This is a genomic window from bacterium (assembly GCA_030247525.1).
Taxonomy (GTDB): Bacteria; Electryoneota; JAOADG01; order JAOADG01; family JAOADG01; genus JAOTSC01.
The window spans coordinates 1-19742 of record JAOTSC010000056.1 but is presented as its reverse complement, the minus strand read 5'-3'; the positions used below and the strand labels follow the sequence as shown (position 1 = coordinate 19742).

Below are 19742 nucleotides of genomic sequence, written 5' to 3'. Positions count from 1 at the left end.
CTTTTGAATTTCTTTAATATGGTCGACCCGCAAGTTTTACCGTCGGGTGAAAATGAAGTCGATATTACATTTAATGTCGAAGAGAAACAGACTGATCAGGCGAATGTGCAAGTCGGTTACAGTCAACGCGACGGAATGGTTGGCTCGCTTGGCTTTACGATGCCGAATCTTTTTGGCAACGCTCAGAAGTTTGTATTCGATTGGAGTTTCGGCAGCTACTACCGAAATTTCACTATCAGTTTTGACGAGCCTTATCTGACATATCCGCAAACATCATTGGGTGGCAGTTTGTTTTCGCAACGGCGCGGCGGCTCATATTATGGTTACAATGAAACCCTCTATGGTGGTAGTGTACGGTTTGGCAGACGATTGATTTGGCCGGATGATTATTTCCGAATCAGCTATACCTACCGCCTGGAAAATACGATGTACTCGGACTTCACCGAGTCATTTAAAGCGAGTAACGCGAATAATTTGGAAGAAAACTCGTGGCGGTTAAGCAGCTCATTAACCCAAGTTATCTATCGCGATAGTCGTGATAACTCGGAATTCCCCTCGAATGGCTCGGTACAATCGTTATCGATGACATTGGCAGGCGGACCATTGGGTGGCGGGGATCGTTACTTCAAGAATACGATTGCCAGTGAATGGTATGTTCCAGCATTTTGGAAATTCGTTCTATACTCGACCACTGAGTTTGGTTTTATGAACGGTTTAACGGCGAACCCCCGGAATATTCCGTATATTGATTACTTCTTTATGGGTGGCTCCGGTTTATCGTTAGGCGTTCCGCTACGGGGGTATAACGAACGGGCGATCGGACCTCAAACCAATGACGGCGATTATGCGATTGGCGGTAAGTCGTTCTTTAAGCAAGGTTTAGAGATACGATTCCCGATTGTACCATCTCCGACAATTTACGGATTGATGTTTGCCGAAGCGGGTAACGTGTGGCTTTCCCCATACGATCTCGATCCCGGCAACCTCAAACGGTCGGTGGGTATGGGGGTCCGGATTTACATGCCGTTGGTCGGTTTAATTGGTCTCGACTACGGCTATGGTTTCGATAACACCGATTACAATGGCGACCGGAAGGGGGAATGGATTCCACACTTCCAGTTTGGTCGAGGATTCTAATTTCATAGGAGATCTAACGTAATGAAACAATTCTTTTTGGCTGCCGTGTTGGGTATTTTTGCTTTTGCCGGTGTTGTATTCGCGAAAGACATGAAGATCGCTTACATCAACAGCCAGCAAATCATGGCAGAGTTTCAGGAATCACTTGATGCTCAGAAGCAGTTGGAATCCGAAGAGAGCGAATACAAGAAGAAGCTTGACGGAATGGAAGTTGAGATTACAAAAATGCGCGACACTTTCGAGAAACAGTCGGCAATGATGACTGAAGAAAAACAAAAGGAAAAGTATAACGAGATTCGCGCAAAAATGGATGGCTACGAAAAGTTTCAGCGCGAAACGTGGGGGCCGGAAGGAAAGTTGTATCAACGGAACGCCGAACTCACCAAACCGATTCTTGAAAAAGTGAATGCAGTAATCAAGAAAATTGGTGAGTTGGATGGATACGACTACATTTTCGATGTAGTCCCGGGGAGCATTGTCTATGCAAAGCCGACCGACGATATCACACAAAAAATTCTCGATGAGCTACAAAAGAAGTAATCGATTTGTTTCGGGTGATCCTATATGATCACCCACCGGGTGTTATGATAAAACTTTCCGAGATAGCAAACGAGTTCGGCGGAACGCTCGAAGGCGAAGATAAAGCCATCGAGCGTTTGGCACGTTTAGAAGAAGCTGGCGCCAACGAGCTCTCATTTCTGAGCGATCCGCGATATCGTAAAGATGCTGAGCAAAGCAATGCCGCCGCGATTCTTGTAAAACATGATGAACCGGCTTTGGCAGTAAGCGTCGTACGGGTCGGAAATCCGTACGAAGTATTTACTACATTGCTTCAGCGAATCCATCCTCCACTACCGGAACCTACAGGGATTCATCCCAGTGCCATTATAGGTCGCGATGTGGCAATCTCTGAGAATGTATCGATAGGTCCGTTCAGCATTATTGGGGATCGTACAGACATTGGTGCAGGTACAATTCTTTATGGTCATGTGGTTGTTGGTAGAGAGGTGATAATTGGCAAAGACTGCCGAATTCATCCACAAGTTTCACTCCGCGACCGGGTGATTTTGAGAGACCGTGTAACCGTTAAAGACGGCGCAGTGATTGGTTCGGAAGGGTTCGCATTTCATCCGAACGAGCAGGGGGTGTATCACAGCGTTCCGCAGTTAGGAACGGTAGTTCTCGAGGACGATGTTTCGGTAGGTGCGAATAGTTGTGTTGATCGAGCCCTATCTGGCGCCACTACAATCGCGAAGGGAACGAAACTCGATAATTTTGTTCAAGTAGCACACAATGTTCGATTAGGAGAACACAACGTGATCGCTGCTCAAACCGGTATCTCTGGATCAGCGAAAATCGGATCCAACAACCGGGTTGGTGGGCAAGTCGGTTTTGGCGGCCATATTAAAGTGGGCGACCGAAATGAAATCGGCGCACAAGCGGGAGTTATCGGGAATATTGGTTCCGCCCAGAAATTGTGGGGAACACCTGCTATCGGTTACCGTCAACGGTTGCGGATCGATGCACTGTTGCTCAAATTGGAAGCGCTGTTTTCCCGGGTTAAAGATATTGAGCAGGGGGGCAACGATACGAAATGAATATTAAACAACGGACAATCCAGTTTGAAATCGAGTTAAGCGGAATTGGCCTACACACCGGTTGTGAAGCCACGATCCGGTTCAAACCGGCTCCGATTAATCATGGCGTGATTTTCAAGCGGGTTGATTTACCGCATTCCGATACGATTCCTGCTCTCATCGATTATGTGACTGACATTCAGCGGGGGACAACGCTTTCCCGGGGTGAAGCGAAAGTCAGTACAGTAGAGCATGTGTTGTCGGCAGCCTACGGGCTGGGTATCGATAATTTGTTAATCGAATTGGATGCGCCGGAACCGCCGCGAGTGGATGGTTCGGCGTTACCATTCGTTCATGCGCTGCGGCAGGCACAAATCGTTATCCAGGACGCACCGCGGCAGTATTTTACACTTGATCGGCCTGTTATATACCATAACGATGAGACTCGCACTGATTTAGTAATCGTTCCGAGTGATGAGTTTCGCGTAACCTACATGATTGAATACAATCATAAGGGAATCGGAACACAATACACCTCGCTGTACGATCTTGAGCGCGAATTCACTGAAGATTTTGCAGCAGCACGGACATTCTGTCTTTTGAGTGAAGTTGAACAACTGAAAGAGCGTGGATTAATTCAAGGCGGGATGTATGATAACGCACTGGTTTTTATCGACCGTCCCATCAAAGAGCATGACTTCAGTCAACTCAAGCGATTGTTTGGTATACCAGACACCACTGGGATTGGCGACAACGGGATTCTTGGTAACAGTGAGTTACGGTTTTACAACGAGCCGGTACGGCACAAAGTCGTCGATCTGATCGGTGATTTAGCGTTGTTGGGAATGCCGATTCGCGGACATATCCTCGCTGCGAGAGCCGGGCATGCCGCTCATGTTGAGTTGGCAAAAATGCTGCGGAAAATGCAGCAGACCGAGCAGATGGTGAAAAAGTATCAAGTGAAGTCCTCGCGAGATTTCGTCTTCGATATCGAAGCCATCGAGAAAATTCTTCCCCATCGCTTCCCTTTCTTGTTAGTAGATCGAATACTTGAACTGACACCGGGTGAATTTGTCACTGGTGTGAAGAATGTCACAATCAACGAACCGTTTTTTCAAGGACATTTTCCCGGTCGTCCGATCATGCCAGGGGTTCTTATCGTTGAAGCAATGGGGCAAGTGGGCGGCATCCTGCTTTTAAATTCGTCAGACAATCCGTCTGAAAAATTGGTCTATTTCACTGGCTTGGATAATGTAAAATTCAAGCGAACGGTAACGCCGGGCGATCAACTTTTCATCAAAGTAGAGATGAATTATTTCCGTCGCGGCATTTGTAAAATGAAAGGTACCGCCTACGTAGCAAATACTCTGGTTGCAGAAGCGGAAATGCAGGCGGTGATTGTCGATCGCAATCCAGTACCACGGTAAGTTAGCGAGTCGAAAATGATAGAAATTCATCCCAGTGCCATCGTCGATCCGAAAGCGGAGCTGCACGACGGCGTAAAAATTGGTGCACACACGATTGTCAGTGAAGGTGCGGTGATTGGCGCTTATACCACGATTGCTACTGGAGCGCTCATCACAGGAGCTGCCCGGATTGGCGAACGTTGCCGAATAGCTCACGGAGCAGTCATTGGCACCGATCCTCAGGATTTAAAATTCAAGAATGAACCGACCATTGCACAAATTGGCAATGATTGTGTCATTCGCGAATATGTGACTGTAAACCGTGGCACTATAGCTCACGGTATCACCACCATCGGCAACAACTGTATGTTGATGGCGTATGTTCATGTTGCCCATGATTGCATCGTTGGTAACAATGTTATTTTAGCGAACTGCGTGAATATGGCGGGTCATACTGAAATCGGTGATTTTGTGAACATCGGCGGTTTGGTTCCGATTCATCAATTTGTCCGCATCGGTTCCCACTGCTTTATCGGTGGTGGGTATCGCGTCCCGAAAGACGTGCCGCCCTATGTGTTGGCAATCGGCGATCCGATGCGTTATTCGAATCTAAATGTCGTCGGATTACGGCGGCGCGGATTCGATACCAAGACGTTGCGATTACTCCATCAACTATATCGCATTTTGTATCGCAGCGGTTTGAACATCACACAGGGATTGGAACGGGCGAAGCAGGAAATTCCGGAAACACCGGAAACCAAGATGGTGTTTGATTTTTATGCCTCGACCAAGCGTGGAGTCATCGGTGGTGGTCGTCGCAGCAGCGGCGGTAGTCACGAACGCCTGAATGATGACGATGAATTTAAGTAGGTTGCACTGGCGCTGGATTGATGATGTCCCCCGTGTCGGCGCTGTGCAGATGGCGTTGGACGAATTGTTCGCTCTACGGGGAGAGCCGGTGTTCCGGTTTTACGATTGGCTTCCGGCAACGGTATCATTGGGTTTTCATCAGCGAGCAAATCGACTCGATTTCGATAAACTGAGTTCGTTAGGATTGGGTGTTTGCCGTCGTCCGACCGGAGGGCGAGCGGTGGTTCACGATCAGGTATTAACCTATAGTGTTACAGCTCCACTCGATGAAGAAGGGAAACCTGCATTATGGGAGCTGTACCAGTGGATAGGTGAGCTGTGGCTGGATACGCTGTTAGGATTTGACATTCCGGTCGAATTGGTTGAAGAGCCGTTAGCACGACCGGGTGCCAATTTTGATGGTTGTTTTGCAAGCGGTAATCGATTCGAGTTAGCGTGTCGGGGCAGGAAACTGTTGGGAAGCGCACAACGGCGATACCCCAAAACCGCTTTACAGCATGGTTCGTTACGATTAGCCTTTCCCCGAATTCGGGCGAGTGAATTGTTCATTGATGTCAATAAAAACGAGCCACTGGAAGAAACGGTTGCGACGACGTTGGAAGAAGAGTGCGGTCGATTAGTTAGTGCACAAGCGATACAGGATTGGATGTACGGTGTTGTTTCGAGCGCTGGTTATCAGTTGGAACGCTCGCAAATCACCGAGGAAGAATTGGCAGAAGCGTCACGAATGGCAGAACGATTTACCGTTCGAGCGAAACAAACTGTGGAGGTCGGATGAAACGGTTCCTATTGTTAGTCTTAGCGCTTTGCTTCGCTGCTCCAGCTTTTGCAGCGGTTGGCATCGGTATAAATTATGTCGGCGATTATTGGAAAGCCGATGAGTTAGTGAACAAGCAAGTACAACTTGACGATGGTACTACATCGACGTTGGTTCGCAACTCATTAGCGAATCCGAGTGGAATGGGTCTATTCGTTGTTGCTGGGATGGGTAAGTACGAATTCCAAGCCGATTTAGAGTATGTCTCGAAAAAGTATGCTGTTCAATTAACCCGTCAAACATCCGGTGTGGGCACTGTCGATGATATCGATGTGCAGAGCTCGCGGATTGGATTGAGTGGTACCTTGAAATACAAAATGTTCTCGGTTCCCGGTGTTGCCTTGTTTGCTGGAGCGGGCGCCGGTATCCAAATCCAATCGCCAGTTGTCGGACCGGACTTAATCAAAGATATGGTGAAGTCGGCATCGGAAGAGTTAACTGTTTCTGCATCGGATTTGATGAAAAACTCGAATAAAATCGGTTTTCATGTTTTGGTACAAGCAAGGGTCAAGCCACCGGCAGTTCCGTTCGGATTACAAGCGACTTTACGAGGTTTGATTTTGCCTTCCTCAACATTTGAAAAACCGAGTTTTGTGCCGAACTTGATGGTTGGCGTCGGATTTTTCCCGTTCTGATGAATTTATTTCTTGTACGAAGGAACGGAGCCGATGGGCTCCGTTTGTTCTCATGACCGCAGTAAAACGCATTGCATTGCTTGGTGCGACTGGATCGATTGGAAAATCGACGGTAGATGTTGTGTTGCGCCACCGCGAGCGGTTACGTATTACCTGTGTCGCCGGATATCGCAACGCTGCGGAGTTAGCGGCTACCGCCAAGCTCTGTGGAGCAACGTTAGCGGTGATTGCGCAAGCGTCGGCGTACCGCGATTTGCAACGCGAATTGAGCGGGAGCGGCATCGAAGCGAGAAGTGGCGACGACGAAGTCGCAGCGCTATGTTCCCGCGAGGATGTCGATATCGTATTAAACGCGTTGGTGGGGGCGGCTGGTGTAAAACCAACTTTGACTGCACTCGATTGCCGGAAACCAGTTGCATTGGCAAACAAAGAAACCTTGGTTTGCGCCGGTGCCTTAGTAATGGCAAGGGCGAAAGCGCAGGGAACACCAATCCTTCCGGTCGATTCAGAGCACAGTGCACTCTTTCAGGCATTGGTTGGGGAAACCCGCAGTCAGGTAAAGCGTTTACTACTTACCGCGTCGGGAGGACCGTTTCGTGATTTGCCACTCGACGATTTTGCGAAGATAACACCGGAAAGCGCTTTACAGCATCCGACATGGAAGATGGGACCGAAAGTTACCATTGATTCGTCGACACTGGTGAACAAAGGTTTAGAGTTAATCGAAGCGAAGTGGTTATTCGATGCAGAGCCCAACGAGCTTGATGTCGTAATCCATCCGCAATCGATTGTGCATTCGCTGGTGGAGTATTGCGACGGTTCGATGAAAGCGCAGTTAAGTAATCCGGATATGAAATTGCCGATTCAATATGCGTTATCCTATCCGGAGCGATGGCAATCGGAATGGGTTCCGAATGATTTATCAGCGATTGGCACTTTGACATTTCAAGAAGTTGACCGTGAAAAGTTTCCGGCAGTAGGTTTAGCACTACAGGCAATGGCAGGGAGTAGTGGGATGGCGGCGGTGTTTAATGCCGCCGATGAAGTTGCCGTTCCGGCATTTCTACAGCGGGAAATCGGCTACAGGGCGATTCCCCGGTTGATTGAAACAGCATTGGATGAATTCGACGGCGCGACAATATCCAATGTAGCTGAATTATTTGAATTGGATCGCGAAGTACGTGAATGGTCAAAGGGATTTCTTCCCATATTTCGGAGTGAATAGATAAATATGCTCGCAATCGCAGCAGGTGATTTCCTGTTCAAAATTGGTGCTTTTATCATCGTTATCGGGCTCATCGTGTTAGTACACGAGTGGGGACATTTTATCGCCGCCCGTTCGGTTGGAATTCGCGTCATACGCTTTAGTATTGGATTTCCACCGAAGTTATTCTCATGGCGTCGGAAAGGCACCGATTTCCAAATTGGAATGATTCCGTTTGGCGGCTATGTCAAGATGGCGGGCATCGTCGACGAATCGATGGACGATGAGGAATCCGCGGTGTCCGGGGCACCTGATGAATTCATGTCGAAAAACGTTTGGCAGAAAACATGGGTGATTTCCGCCGGTGTGATCATGAATCTGGTGTTTGCATGGCTGGTGGCGATTATTCTTGCAGTTTCTCAAGGGAAAGCAGTCGTGGAAGGACCGATTATCGGTGGCGTGCAAAAGAGTATGCCTGCCGACAGTTTGGGTCTAACGGCGGGCGACCGGATATTGGCGGTAGAGAATTCACCGATTACGACTTGGGACGATCTTACGAAAATCATTCATGCCACGATAGGGAAACCGTTAACTATCGAATGGCTACGGGGCACCGATACATTGCGTGGGGTGGTCACTCCACTCGAACGAGCGTTGCCGACAGAGAGCGGGGGTAGCGAAAAGGTTGGGCTTATAGGGATTTCACCTAAGTACCGTTTCGAATCGATTGGGTTGTGGGAAGGGGTTGAGAGCGGACACCGGGTTGCCAGTGCGATACTGATGGGTTCGTTATATGGCTTTAAGCAGTTGTTTACCGGACAGGCATCGGTACGGGAGTTAGTGGGTCCAATCGGGATTGTGCAACTGTCAGGAGAGACGGCAAAGTCTGGATTGGCGTCGTTTTGGGGCTTCATTGTCCTTATTTCGATCAGTGTTGGCATCATCAATATTCTACCGTTTCCGGTACTCGATGGCGGGCATTTGGTAATGATTTGGATCGAAGCGATACGTCGGAAACCGATATCGATTCGGGTAAAATTGGCAATACAACAAGTCGGGATAGTAGTATTGCTGATGATGTTGCTGTTTGTCAGTTATCACGATGTGATCCGAATTTGGAGCGGCGATTAATGCGTTGGAAGCCCACATTTCTCTTGTTTGCGCTCCTGGCACTGATTGCGTCGGGGTGTTCGTCAACGAAACCGGCTCGCACGAAACCGGCAAAAGCACCGCCGGTGGTATCCGAAGATGCCTCAAATGCCGCGATGGAATACGTTCTCCGGGGAGCTACGGCGGAAGCTTCGGGCGATTTCTGGCAGGCAATTTCGTTGTATCGGTTGGCAATCGACCGCGATCCGCACAGTGTTTCGATGCATCATGCGCTAACCGAATTGTACTTGAGGGTGAACGAAGGGCAAGCGGCGCGGACAACGATTGAGCGGGCATTGTCGTTGGAACCGGATAACGAGAAAACCATCGAGTTAATGTCTTCGGTGGCGTTTAATCTGCGTGATCCCCGGATGATGGGGTGGACGCTGCAGCGGTGGCGTGAACTATCGAAAGAGAATCCGGATGCGATCGGAAAAATCGCAGCGATGTATTTTCTTTCCGGTAACCGCGATGGCGCGAAACAAATGTATATCGATGGCATTGCGAAGTATGGGATGCGTGCGTCTTGGGGTGATAAATTAGCGGGCATCTATCTGATGAACCGCGATTGGAAGAATGCTTCTGATGTATTAACAAAACTTGCCGAACTGGAACCGAATTTGGCAGACCGTTGGATCGATGCGGGGGAAGCGGCACTCGGGAATCGCGATACCACGGCAGCACGAACATTTTTTCAGAAAGCAATCGAGACCGATCCAAGACAATCGCGGGCGTGGCGTAGCTCACTGCTGTTGGCGTATGTTACCCACGATACGGTGAAATCGGATTCATTGTTGACGGAAGGGTTGAAAACTCTTCCCGATGACGTAGATTTGTTGGGATTCAAAGCGCGTTTGTTGCAACAGCAACGACGTTATCCCGAAGCAATGGAAATTGTCAAAAAAGCGATTGCGAACGACTCAACCCGGTTAAACTTGTATCTCGATCTCGGATTTCTTGCTCATGAATTGAAAGAGTTCGCTTTAGCGGAAACTTCTTATCAAAAGGCACTGGAACTTGATTCGGCGGCGGCATTAGTACTAAATAATTATGCGTATTTGTTAGCGACCCAAACCCGTGATTTGGATAAAGCGTTAACGATGGCAAATCAAGCGGTCGAGGCGGAACCGGATAATGCCAGCTATTACGACACGCGTGGCTGGATTTACTACGGTCAGAAAAAATATTCCGAAGCTAAGACCGATTTGGAAAAAGCGAGTGAACTCGATCCCGATAATGCCGAAATTCACGAGCATTTGGGCGATCTCTTCTTAGCCATGAACGATAAAGCGCGCGCTCGCGAAAGCTGGCAACGAGCACTAACCCTCGATCCGGCACTGGAAAGTGTCCGGCTCAAATTAGAGCGAAATCCGCTATGAACGCACAACCGACAACGCCCCCCCGCGTTTCCATCGTCATTCCTTTTTTGAACGAAGAAGGAACGTTGCGGGAATTGAAAGAGCGGATTCAATCGACGCTCGATCAAGCCAAAATCAGTTTTGAACTCATTTTTATCGACGACGGCTCGAACGACGGTTCGTTAGCTTTGGCACAAACATTATCACGTGAGGATGCGCGCGTACGGGTGTTTTCGTTTCGCCACAATTGCGGAAAAGCCGCGGCACTACAAATTGGATTTGAGAATACTTTTGGCGAGTTTGTTTTTACGATGGACGCCGATTTACAAGATGCGCCGGAAGAGTTGCCGGGTTTGCTGAGTATGCTTTTAGAAGGGAATTGGGATTTGGTGTCGGGCTGGAAACAGAAGCGGCACGATCCGATCTCGAAAACCTAGCCATCGAAGTTGTACAATTGGGCGACTGGAAAAGTCGCAGGATTACGGCTGCACGATTATAATTGCGGCTTAAAAGTGTACCGACAGGAAGTAGTGAAAGAGCTACGCATTTACGGCGAAATGCACCGCTACATTCCGGTGTTGGCTCATCTTCGCGGATTTCGAGTCACAGAAAAGGCAGTACAACATTATCCCCGGAAATGGGGAAAGACGAAGTACGGTGCGTCACGTTTCCTCAAAGGGTTTCTCGATTTATTGACGGTCGTATTTCTGCAACGGTACACCCGTCGACCATCGCACATATTCGGTGGAGTCGGCATTGTAATTGGCACTGCCGGGTTTGGTATCGCCGCTTATTTGACCATCTTGAAGTTATTCGGACAACCGATTGGACAACGTCCCCTCCTCTTACTTGCCATCCTGTTTATTCTCGTCGGGGTACAGTTGGTTTCGCTTGGATTACTGGGTGAAATGATTGCCGCGCAACAGCGCGACGAGCGCTACCCGCTCCGGAATGGCGGCGAATTCCGCGAATGAAACTGTTGCTCTTCGGACCCGCATCCCCTTACCGTGGCGGCATTGCGGCATTTACCGATTCGATTTACCGGGTACTCAAAACAAGGCACGAGACGCATTGCTGGAATTACTCGCGGCTCTATCCCGGCTTTTTGTTTCCCGGCAGCGATCAGTATCGCCCCGATGTAACCGCTGAGAAAATCGGTCGACCGATTTTAGATTCGATTGGATTTTGGAAGTGGGCGGGATTGCGAAAGCAGTTGCGACGTGAAAAATTCGACGCAGTACTATTGCCGTATTGGCATCCGTTCTTTGCCCCGCAATATCTCGCTGTCGTAGCGAAGGGAACAAAGTCAATTCTTATCGGTCATAATGTGGTGCCGCACGAAGCGTTTCCCTTTGCGAATGTTTTGTCGGAACAAGTTTTGCAGCGTGCCAGCGGGCTACTCACATTAGGGCAATCGGAGATTGCACAGGCGCGTCAGGCGGGCTTTCAAGGAAAGGCAGCATGGCATCCATCCCCGGCATATCCCGAATATATCGAGCGGTTTCGGAAACAATATAAACCACTACAAACACCACTCGATCCGGCGTTACCGACGATTCTCTATTTCGGTTTGATCCGCGATTATAAAGGGGTTCCGGTTCTACTTGAGGCGATGAAGCAACCGGAATTATCGGAAGTAAATCTCTTGGTTGCCGGTGAGATGTACGGTGATTCCACCGCATTACGGACCCAGATGAGTACATTAGGGAATCGGGTGCATTGGATCGATTCGTATTTGCCGGACGATGAAGTGCCGAAATTGTTTGCGACAGCCCAAGTAACGGTATTACCATACTTACATGCGACGTCGACTGGGGTGTTGCCGCTTGCTTATGCGGCGGGCGTTCCCGCGGTGGTAACCAAAGTAGGCGGATTGCCCGACTTAGTACGGGAGGGGGAGACCGGAGCGATTGTGCCGCCCAACGATCCCGCAGCGTTAGCGAAAGCGATATCGGCATGGCTTTTCGATGCGAATCTCAAAGCAAAGGCAAAAATCGCGATTCCGAAAATGATGCAGACTATGACATTTGAGGCTTTGGTAGATACGCTGGAGCGGGAGCTGCTGTGAGTAAGGGAGTTGCCGCGAAAGCGCCCGTGCTGTCGGTCGTATTGAATTGGAACGGCAAGCGAACACTCGTCGATACCATCGACGATTTATTAGCGCAAACAGTGTCGCCGCATCATATTCTGGTCATCGACAACGGTTCGACTGACGGTTCGGAACGATTGGTAGAAGGGCGGGAGCGGGTATCGGTTTACAAATTACCAAAGAATCTTGGTTTTGCCCGCGGTAACAATGCCCTCTTCGATTGGGATGGCAAACCCGGTTTTAATTGGCGCGCGGGTTGGCTCTTTATCAGTAACAATGATGTCCGGTATCCAGTCGACGCGATTGAGCGACTACGGGATGCTGGCGATGCGACACTCGATGCGGTATCGGTCTCGCCGTGGATCGCGTTTGCAGAGCCAAGTGTGCAATTGTGGTACGATGGCGGAATGGTTATTCCGTGGTTTGGACTCGGATCGAATTACAATTGGAAGCATCTCATAAATGGGCGACGATATGCCGGTGAAGAAGACGGCGCCGTAGTTAATGCTGATTTTGCCAGCGGTTGTAGCGTATTAGTTCCCGGTGAGTATTTTCATACAGTTGGCGGTTTCGACTGTGAGTATCCGCTATATGTTGAAGATTTTGTGTTATCGGACAATCTTCGCAAGCAGTATTCGGGAAAATGTTATGTTGTGCGAAAAGTTCTCGCTTTTCATCGGGTTAGCGCGTCGAGCAAGTTAGGTTCGACCAAGAAATACGAATTGCGGACAGCGGCATTCGCCCGCTGGATTTGCCATCAGTCAATTTTGAAGCGATTGCCGGGATTACTCTTTTTGTTATTTTGGAGTAGTTTGTTTGGAGCGGCTTCCGTCCACCGATTTTCCGGGATGCGGGCAGCGATGCGTGGGTGGTGGATTGGGGTAAAACGGGGTAAACGACCGATTCCGTGGGAGAATGCGTGAAGAATCCATTCGATTCCAGCGATACCAAGAAACGTAGCGGCAGTTTTGCGAAACTGCTGATTGCGGCGATTCTTGCAATGGGGATTGTGCAGTTTTCCGTGGTGGAGCGGATAGTCGGACGTTATCTCGCAGTGCATAATGCCGAGCGTCCGCTAATCGGGCAGGCATGGCAGAGCGGTGTCGAGAAAGAGATGGCGGCAGGCAGGAGCGAAGTATCGGAATTAACGACCGGTGTCCGCGGCGAACTAAGTCAATGGCTAATGCGTGCACAACGGGGGCGGCCGACGACCTTGTCGCTGACGCGTTTTGCTACGTTATGGGACGGCTTGCCGACTTATCTGTCTGAATCAATAATTCCTGACGAGGAGTGGCAGAAATTGGCGATGAATTTGGAAGTTGATCGCGTGCGTCCTTCTACTTCGCGGCGGGGTATCGAACTTACGTTTCTTACTTCGACGAATCGCATTCTTAAGCGATTTGCGATTAACAACGATATGACGACTCGCTTGACGATGCACGGTCAAATGGTTAATGACTCGCTGGCAAAAGCAAGTACGAATATCAAACCACTTCCGGGAAAACAGCTTACCACACAGTTCCAGAAGCTATCCGCCGCCGACCAAAAATTACTTTGGAGTATCTTCGGAGAAGATATTTTGAGCCGCCGCCCCATCTCACGCTATGCTATTACAGCATTAGACGAAACGTATTCGCTGTTGTGGGTAGAATATACCAATCCGAACATGACTTCGATTTCCTATCTCATTCCGAATCCAATTGCCGCTGCGTTCCTGGAGGATCGCGGCTAAGATGTGGGTTTCCCTCCGCAGCGCACTGCTGGTATTTGTCACGCTTGTTGTGATAGCGTCGACAGTGGGCATCCTATGGCTCACATCCGCGTTGCCTCGATTACCGGATGATTTAAACCAATTGACTTCGGTACAGCCGACTGAGTTTTACGACCGTACCGGACGCCGGTTGAGTTCGTTAGACGGCAGAATTCCGGTCGCATTGCATGAAATGTCGCCCTATTTCAGGAAAGCAGTTTTAGCAGCGGAAGATAAAAATTTCTATCTCCATGCCGGCGTCGATAAAATCGCGGTACTGCGCGCCGGGATCAATATGACGGTGCTGAAGAAGCGGATGCAGGGCGGCTCGACGATCTCGCAGCAATTGATTAAAAATCTCTTTTTCACCTTTGAGCGGACATGGGATCGCAAGATTAAAGAGATGTTTCTTGCGTTGCAATTAGAGCAGATGTTTCCCAAGGATAAAATATTCGAAGGATACTGTAACTCGGTGTACTTTGGGTTGGGAGCATACGGTGTTGAAGCGGCAGCGCAATCATATTTTTCGAAGCGAGCCAGTGAATTGTCCCTTGCAGAAGCGGCGATGCTTGCCGGATTACCGAATGCGCCTTCGCGACTAAATCCATTTCGGTATCCCGAACGGGCGCGGCAACGCATGACATACATTCTAAGTGAAATGGTTGCGACCGGCATGGTAAGTGAAGCAGAAGCGCAACAAGCGCTTTCCGATTCGATCCGATTGAAGGCGAGCTACCCAGCAGCAACCGGAGTCGCCTATTTCCAGGATTATTTGATGGATCGGTTGGAAGGGATGTTGTCGCTTGATTTGTTGTATGCAGGCGGCATTCAAGTGAATACGACATTGGATTACCGGTTGCAATCGGAAGTCCAGCAAATTCTGCGGCGCTATTTGGAGAAGTATCAAGGGGAATTGAAAGCAACGAAGGATTCAGCGAGCGGCGAACCGTTGCAAGGTGCGATTGTCGTGCTTGATGCGAAAACCAACGAAATTTTGGCGATGTCGGGCGGACGCGATTATCAGGAGAGTCAATTCAATCGAGCGATCTCAAACAATCGACCGCCGGGTTCAAGTTTCAAGCCGTTCGTGTACTTCACAGCGATAACGCAATTGGGTTTGAAACCGGACGATATCGTTGTCGACGCGCCATTACAGGTTGCGGTAGACGATACAGTCTGGGAACCGAAAAACTTCGACGATAAATATCACGGCGAATTGGTATTAAAGAAAGCGCTCCAGTTATCGTTGAATACGGTGTCGGTTTCGCTGATCATGCAGACTACACCGGATTCGGTGGTAGCGAATGCGAAAAAGCTGGGAATCACCTCTACGCTCTTTAATACATACTCGTTAGCATTGGGAGCTACGGCAGTGTCTCCGCTCGAAATGGCAGGCGCCTATGCATCAATCCGACGATTGGGTGAACGACGTGAAGTGACTGGCTTCCGAACCATCTTCGATCAGGATGGGAAACCGGTGTATCAATTCAAAGCGAATCCCGAACGGTTGGTGAATTCCGGCGACGTGTACATGATGCGAGATATGATGCGGGGCGTGGTTGACGGCGGCACCGGATACACCGTTCGTAAAGCCGGTTTCAAAGGCCCGTGCGCCGGAAAGACTGGAACGAGCAACGATCATCGCGATGTTTGGTTTGTTGGATTTACTGCGGAATATGCCGTGGCAGTCTGGATTGGCTTCGACGATAACCGGCAACTTATTGGGAAAAATCGCAAAGGGTGGACTGGCGGCGACATCTGTGGACCAGTGTTTGCGGATGTATTGAAAGCAGCCTATCAAGACCGCACCCCTGGACAATTTGACGATGTTAGCGGATTTTCCCTGCGAAAAGTACATGGTGGTGGCGGAGAGTCTGATTCAATAACTGTAGTTGTACCTGAAACCCCAGTTCCGGTGATGCAACCATGAGCAGACGCCCTTACACATCGTTTGAGTTATGGGTAATCCGGTTTCTCGTCGGATGGGTCGTCGGATTTTTACTCTCATTTCAAGCGATGAGTACGATTTTAGGCGGTTTCGATTCGCGGTATGAAGGATCACTTATCATTGTAACGTGTATCCTTGGTGGTCTGTATTTCTTTTCGCTTCTCGCAAAGGTTGCCCGTTGGCGACTCCAGCGATTGTTGAAAATGGCAGCTCCCAAGCAAACGCGGTTGCGGCGATATTGGACACTCTGCACGTGGGATGGTTGGAATCAGAAGGAACGAAATCTGTTCTGGGCGGTATGGCAAGATGCTGCAACAATTCGGAGTAGGGATCCGAAAGATGTGTACTATGCACAATGGCAAGCACTGGTCACAGGTTCTGAGTACGTAGCAGAAGAGACGCCGGAAGTAATTGAAGTAACTCCAGAAATCAAACCGTTACCAGTTTTGGTTGAACCAGCACGCGCTGTGGAAGTACCAGTTGTAGAGCAACCGGCGACACCGATACCACCGAAGATTGCTCCAGCATTTTCACCGTCGCCAGCCTATCAGATTCGGACTTCGGTTACCTTTGAAGCAGAAAAAGTTGAGCCGAAACCGATTGTACCAGTTGTTCCCGATACAAAGCCAGTGGTCGAAGAACCGGCAGTAGAAATCGAGTTACCGGCGCATCTGCGATTCGATAAGTGGCAGCAGGTGGTAACCCGCAAGCAGAAGGCGGAGCCGCCATCTACTCCCAAAGCTCCAGTACAGGAGAGTCTCCCAGTATTAGAGGTAATTCCTACTCCCGAACCGTTCGTCGTTCGAGCTTTGCCAACACCAGAACAGCTCACTACTTGGTATGAAGCAATCCTGCCCTTACTCGAAAAGATGTTCCAGCCAATACCGCAAGTTAGTGAAGCGGATGTTCTACAAAGTGCCGAGGAGCAAGTTTCCGCATTAGAATCGCTCGACTTCGCAGTGCCAACGGAACCGGCAACTGAAGTAGTAACAGGTATGTTGGAGGAGCCGGTTGTCGAGTATACTCCGAAAGCTCCTTCTTCCTCTCAGAAACCAGAACCGGAGATAGAATCGAAACCATGGATTCCAGCGATTCCTCCGGCACGACCACTTACTCCGAAAATACCGGCTCCGATGGCTCCCCAGCCGATGTGGCGCAGCGAAACAAAGGCTGAGCAACCACAACCGTATGTGCCGCCGATTACGCCCAAGTCTGCATTTCCAACCAAACCGCCGAAGCGTCCCGTGGAGTTCGACTCGATTTGGGTGATAGCAAAGCCGATTCTCATTGGGATTGTTACGTTGGGGGTTGTAGGTCTTTTAATTGTTGGTGGGGCGGGCTTGTACCGCTATCTGACTTTGCCTTCGAGTGTTCCCGCGTTGGCTCCGGAAGCACAACTAAGCGAACCGGGCGCGAATAGTACGGCAATCTATACTATCGATTTAGGTGACCGCGAAACATTGAAAGAAGCGAATCGCGACCTCGAAGGGTTACGCAACTCCGGCTATGAGGCTTATCTCTACCGCGAATTGAAACGGGACGGGAAGATTAAACTACGGGTTGGGCGTTATTCCACGAAACGCGACGCACAAGTCGTCGGTAGGAAACTTATCGATGAGCGTTTTACCAAGCGATTTGCGATTGTCTCCCCTGATACCATTGAGCAGAGCGAATGAAACGGCTGATTCTCGGAAAGCCATTTTTCACGATTGAGGGGCAACTGTCGCACTTTCCCCACCCGAGTGAACGCATCAATCTTCAACACTCTCAGTTACGGAAATCGGTTCCTTTGCATGAGGCATTGCGGGAATTTGCCAGCGAAGACGATTGTTTTGAATGCTCTCGAGGTTCGGATCTCCCTGATGAAATCCAGCTGCGAACGCCGGGAGAATTGCACCCAACGGTTTTGCAGTTGACAAGAGAGTCTGCGGAGTCGTACACTATACGCGAGAGTTTTGACATCGTACTCGCCGATGCGCCTTTCCAATTTTCGGCTCCATCGTCGACAATTGTTATCGAATACGGCTGGTGTAGCGACTCGGATGTTGGACTTCGTATTGTTACGCCGGGTCTTGCAAAACAGAAATTCGGATCGTCACCGGAAGCATTTACAGCGGGAGAAATCCTCGGGGCAAGTAGTGAGATGCCCTTATTGTATTTGCTGGGCGGCGGCGCGGGTGTGCTCTTAACGGGTAAGGAACGCGGGGAATTTCTGAACGATCCTGAGTTTCAAACACCGTATCGCGCATTCGCGAAAATCGCGAACGAAATCTCCGAAGACTTTCTCCAAAACTCATTACAAGGAATCGACACAATCAATCGATGGCGCGCGTACCGAACATCCCCAAAAACGTAAGCGTTGATCACATCGCTGAAGCAGTGGCAGGGAGCCGGCTTTGGCTTGGCGATAACCGCATTCTACTACAACAGATTGATAATGAATCGGTCGATCTCGTGGTAACCGATCCACCGTACGCGATTAGCTATCGCTCGAATCGCCGGGTTGCGATGCCAAAGTTTGCCAATATTGCCCTCGACGATTGTATCGATTGGATTCCCGAATTCTGTAAACAAATGTTCCGGGTGTTAAAACCGAAAACGCATATTTATTGTTTTTGTCGCTGGGATACCTATCCAGATTTTTTTAGCAATCTGAAAGAAGCCGGCTTTACCATGAAACGTACGCTGATATGGGTGAAGGATAATCACGGCAGCGGCGATTTACGCGGCGATTACGCCCCTCAGGATGAATGGATAATATTCGCATCGAAGGGTCGCAAGAATTTGATGGAACCGCGCATCTCGAATGTAATTGAGGTACCGCGCATTGCATCGATTCGTCTAAAACATCCGACCGAGAAACCAGTAGATCTTTTAAAAATCTTGATCGATAAGTCTACCTATCCGAGAAAGTTCGGCGAATACGAACACGAGCCGGAAATCGTACTCGATCCGTTCATGGGAAGCGGTACGACCGGTGTTGCAGCAACATCGCTGGGGCACTATTTCTACGGAATGGAGATGAACGGCGAGTACTTCGATGTCGTTCAAGAACGATTAAAAGAAGCAATAGTACAACCCGATATCCAACCCGAACGAAATGGAGTTCCCGTTTCGTGATAACCACCACCACTGTGAAAAAATATCATTTTCTTGGCATTGCCGGCACTGCGATGGCAGGTGTGGCTCTGCTGCTCAAATCGCGAGGTGACATCGTCAGCGGCTCCGACGATGCGATATACCCGCCGATGTCGACCGTTCTTGCAGAAAACAATATTGCGGTACAATCGCCCTATCGTCCGGAAAATTTACCCATTGACCCCGCAACGATTGTTGTGGTCGGGAATGCCATTTCGCGGGGGAATCCTGAATTAGAAGCGATGCTCGAACGAAGGATGAAGTATTGCTCAGTGCCGGAATTATTGCGGTGGGAGATTCTACTGCCGCGAAAACCGATTGTAATTGCGGGTACTCATGGTAAGACATCGACCACGAGTCTGGTAGCGCATCTGCTCGATTCTGTAGGAGCTAATCCGGGATTTTTAATTGGGGGCGTGCCGAAGAATTTTACCTCCGGAGCACGGTTAACCGATAGCGAGTACTTTGTCATCGAAGGGGATGAGTACGACACGGCGTATTTCGATAAACGGTCAAAGTTCTTACATTACGTGCCTCACGTAGTGGCAATGTTGAATTTGGAATTTGATCACGCTGATATTTTTTCATCGATTGAGGAAATCGAATTGGCGTTTCGACGATTAGCTTTGACGATTCCCGCCAATGGCTTGCTGGTGTATAATGC

General features: G+C 49.4%; 20 protein-coding genes. All 20 read left to right on the top strand.

What is annotated here, in order from left to right:
- Positions 1-1137, top strand: a 1137-nt coding sequence (locus OEM52_07135; protein MDK9699898.1) for a BamA/TamA family outer membrane protein, incomplete at its 5' end; no start/stop codon positions are given.
- Positions 1138-1158: 21 nt separating this feature from the next.
- Positions 1159-1677 (top strand): OmpH family outer membrane protein, encoded by a 519-nt coding sequence (locus tag OEM52_07130; protein MDK9699897.1) that lies wholly within the window; start codon positions 1159-1161, stop codon positions 1675-1677.
- A 44-nt stretch (positions 1678-1721) separates the two neighbouring features.
- Positions 1722-2735 carry a UDP-3-O-(3-hydroxymyristoyl)glucosamine N-acyltransferase gene (gene lpxD / locus OEM52_07125; protein ID MDK9699896.1) on the top strand — a complete coding sequence of 338 codons (1014 nt, stop codon included), beginning with the start codon at positions 1722-1724 and terminating at the stop codon, positions 2733-2735.
- Complete coding sequence (locus tag OEM52_07120; GenBank protein MDK9699895.1) at positions 2732-4141, top strand: bifunctional UDP-3-O-[3-hydroxymyristoyl] N-acetylglucosamine deacetylase/3-hydroxyacyl-ACP dehydratase; 1410 nt, start codon at positions 2732-2734, stop codon at positions 4139-4141. Before lpxD ends, OEM52_07120 begins: the two co-directional genes overlap by 4 nt.
- 15 nt (positions 4142-4156) lie before the next feature.
- Positions 4157-4990: an acyl-ACP--UDP-N-acetylglucosamine O-acyltransferase gene (gene lpxA / locus OEM52_07115; GenBank protein ID MDK9699894.1), complete on the top strand. Its 834-nt coding sequence runs from the start codon at positions 4157-4159 to the stop codon at positions 4988-4990.
- Positions 4968-5768, top strand: coding sequence for a lipoate--protein ligase family protein (locus tag OEM52_07110; GenBank protein ID MDK9699893.1), 801 nt, complete (start codon positions 4968-4970; stop codon positions 5766-5768). The genes lpxA and OEM52_07110 overlap by 23 nt, the downstream gene beginning before the upstream one ends.
- Positions 5765-6442: a hypothetical protein gene (locus OEM52_07105; protein MDK9699892.1), complete on the top strand. Its 678-nt coding sequence runs from the start codon at positions 5765-5767 to the stop codon at positions 6440-6442. The genes OEM52_07110 and OEM52_07105 overlap by 4 nt, the downstream gene beginning before the upstream one ends.
- A gap of 52 nt (positions 6443-6494) precedes the next feature.
- Complete coding sequence (gene dxr / locus OEM52_07100; protein MDK9699891.1) at positions 6495-7667, top strand: 1-deoxy-D-xylulose-5-phosphate reductoisomerase; 1173 nt, start codon at positions 6495-6497, stop codon at positions 7665-7667.
- A gap of 6 nt (positions 7668-7673) precedes the next feature.
- Positions 7674-8777, top strand: coding sequence for an RIP metalloprotease RseP (gene rseP / locus OEM52_07095; GenBank protein ID MDK9699890.1), 1104 nt, complete (start codon positions 7674-7676; stop codon positions 8775-8777).
- Positions 8777-10174 carry a tetratricopeptide repeat protein gene (locus OEM52_07090; protein MDK9699889.1) on the top strand — a complete coding sequence of 466 codons (1398 nt, stop codon included), beginning with the start codon at positions 8777-8779 and terminating at the stop codon, positions 10172-10174. The genes rseP and OEM52_07090 overlap by 1 nt, the downstream gene beginning before the upstream one ends.
- Complete coding sequence (locus OEM52_07085) at positions 10171-10590, top strand: glycosyltransferase (GenBank protein ID MDK9699888.1); 420 nt, start codon at positions 10171-10173, stop codon at positions 10588-10590. The genes OEM52_07090 and OEM52_07085 overlap by 4 nt, the downstream gene beginning before the upstream one ends.
- Positions 10591-10683: 93 nt before the next feature.
- Positions 10684-11127, top strand: a complete 444-nt coding sequence (locus OEM52_07080) for a hypothetical protein (protein ID MDK9699887.1) — start codon at positions 10684-10686, stop codon at positions 11125-11127.
- Positions 11124-12221 carry a glycosyltransferase family 4 protein gene (locus OEM52_07075; GenBank protein ID MDK9699886.1) on the top strand — a complete coding sequence of 366 codons (1098 nt, stop codon included), beginning with the start codon at positions 11124-11126 and terminating at the stop codon, positions 12219-12221. Before OEM52_07080 ends, OEM52_07075 begins: the two co-directional genes overlap by 4 nt.
- Entirely contained in the window at positions 12218-13165 is a 948-nt protein-coding gene (locus OEM52_07070; GenBank protein MDK9699885.1) for a glycosyltransferase family 2 protein, read from the top strand. The genes OEM52_07075 and OEM52_07070 overlap by 4 nt, the downstream gene beginning before the upstream one ends.
- Complete coding sequence (locus OEM52_07065; GenBank protein MDK9699884.1) at positions 13162-13974, top strand: hypothetical protein; 813 nt, start codon at positions 13162-13164, stop codon at positions 13972-13974. The genes OEM52_07070 and OEM52_07065 overlap by 4 nt, the downstream gene beginning before the upstream one ends.
- 1 nt (position 13975) lies before the next feature.
- The gene (locus OEM52_07060; protein MDK9699883.1) at positions 13976-15922 is read left to right on the top strand and encodes a PBP1A family penicillin-binding protein; all 1947 of its coding nucleotides are present in this window, start codon (positions 13976-13978) and stop codon (positions 15920-15922) included.
- A complete protein-coding gene (locus OEM52_07055; GenBank protein ID MDK9699882.1) occupies positions 15919-17616 on the top strand; it encodes a hypothetical protein in 1698 nt (565 codons plus the stop codon). Before OEM52_07060 ends, OEM52_07055 begins: the two co-directional genes overlap by 4 nt.
- Positions 17613-18296, top strand: a complete 684-nt coding sequence (locus tag OEM52_07050; protein ID MDK9699881.1) for a hypothetical protein — start codon at positions 17613-17615, stop codon at positions 18294-18296. Before OEM52_07055 ends, OEM52_07050 begins: the two co-directional genes overlap by 4 nt.
- On the top strand, positions 18263-19060 hold the full coding sequence (locus OEM52_07045) for a site-specific DNA-methyltransferase (protein MDK9699880.1): 798 nt from the start codon (positions 18263-18265) through the stop codon (positions 19058-19060). The genes OEM52_07050 and OEM52_07045 overlap by 34 nt, the downstream gene beginning before the upstream one ends.
- Positions 19057-19742, top strand: a 686-nt coding sequence (locus OEM52_07040; GenBank protein ID MDK9699879.1) for a Mur ligase domain-containing protein, incomplete at its 3' end; no start/stop codon positions are given. The genes OEM52_07045 and OEM52_07040, both read left to right, overlap by 4 nt.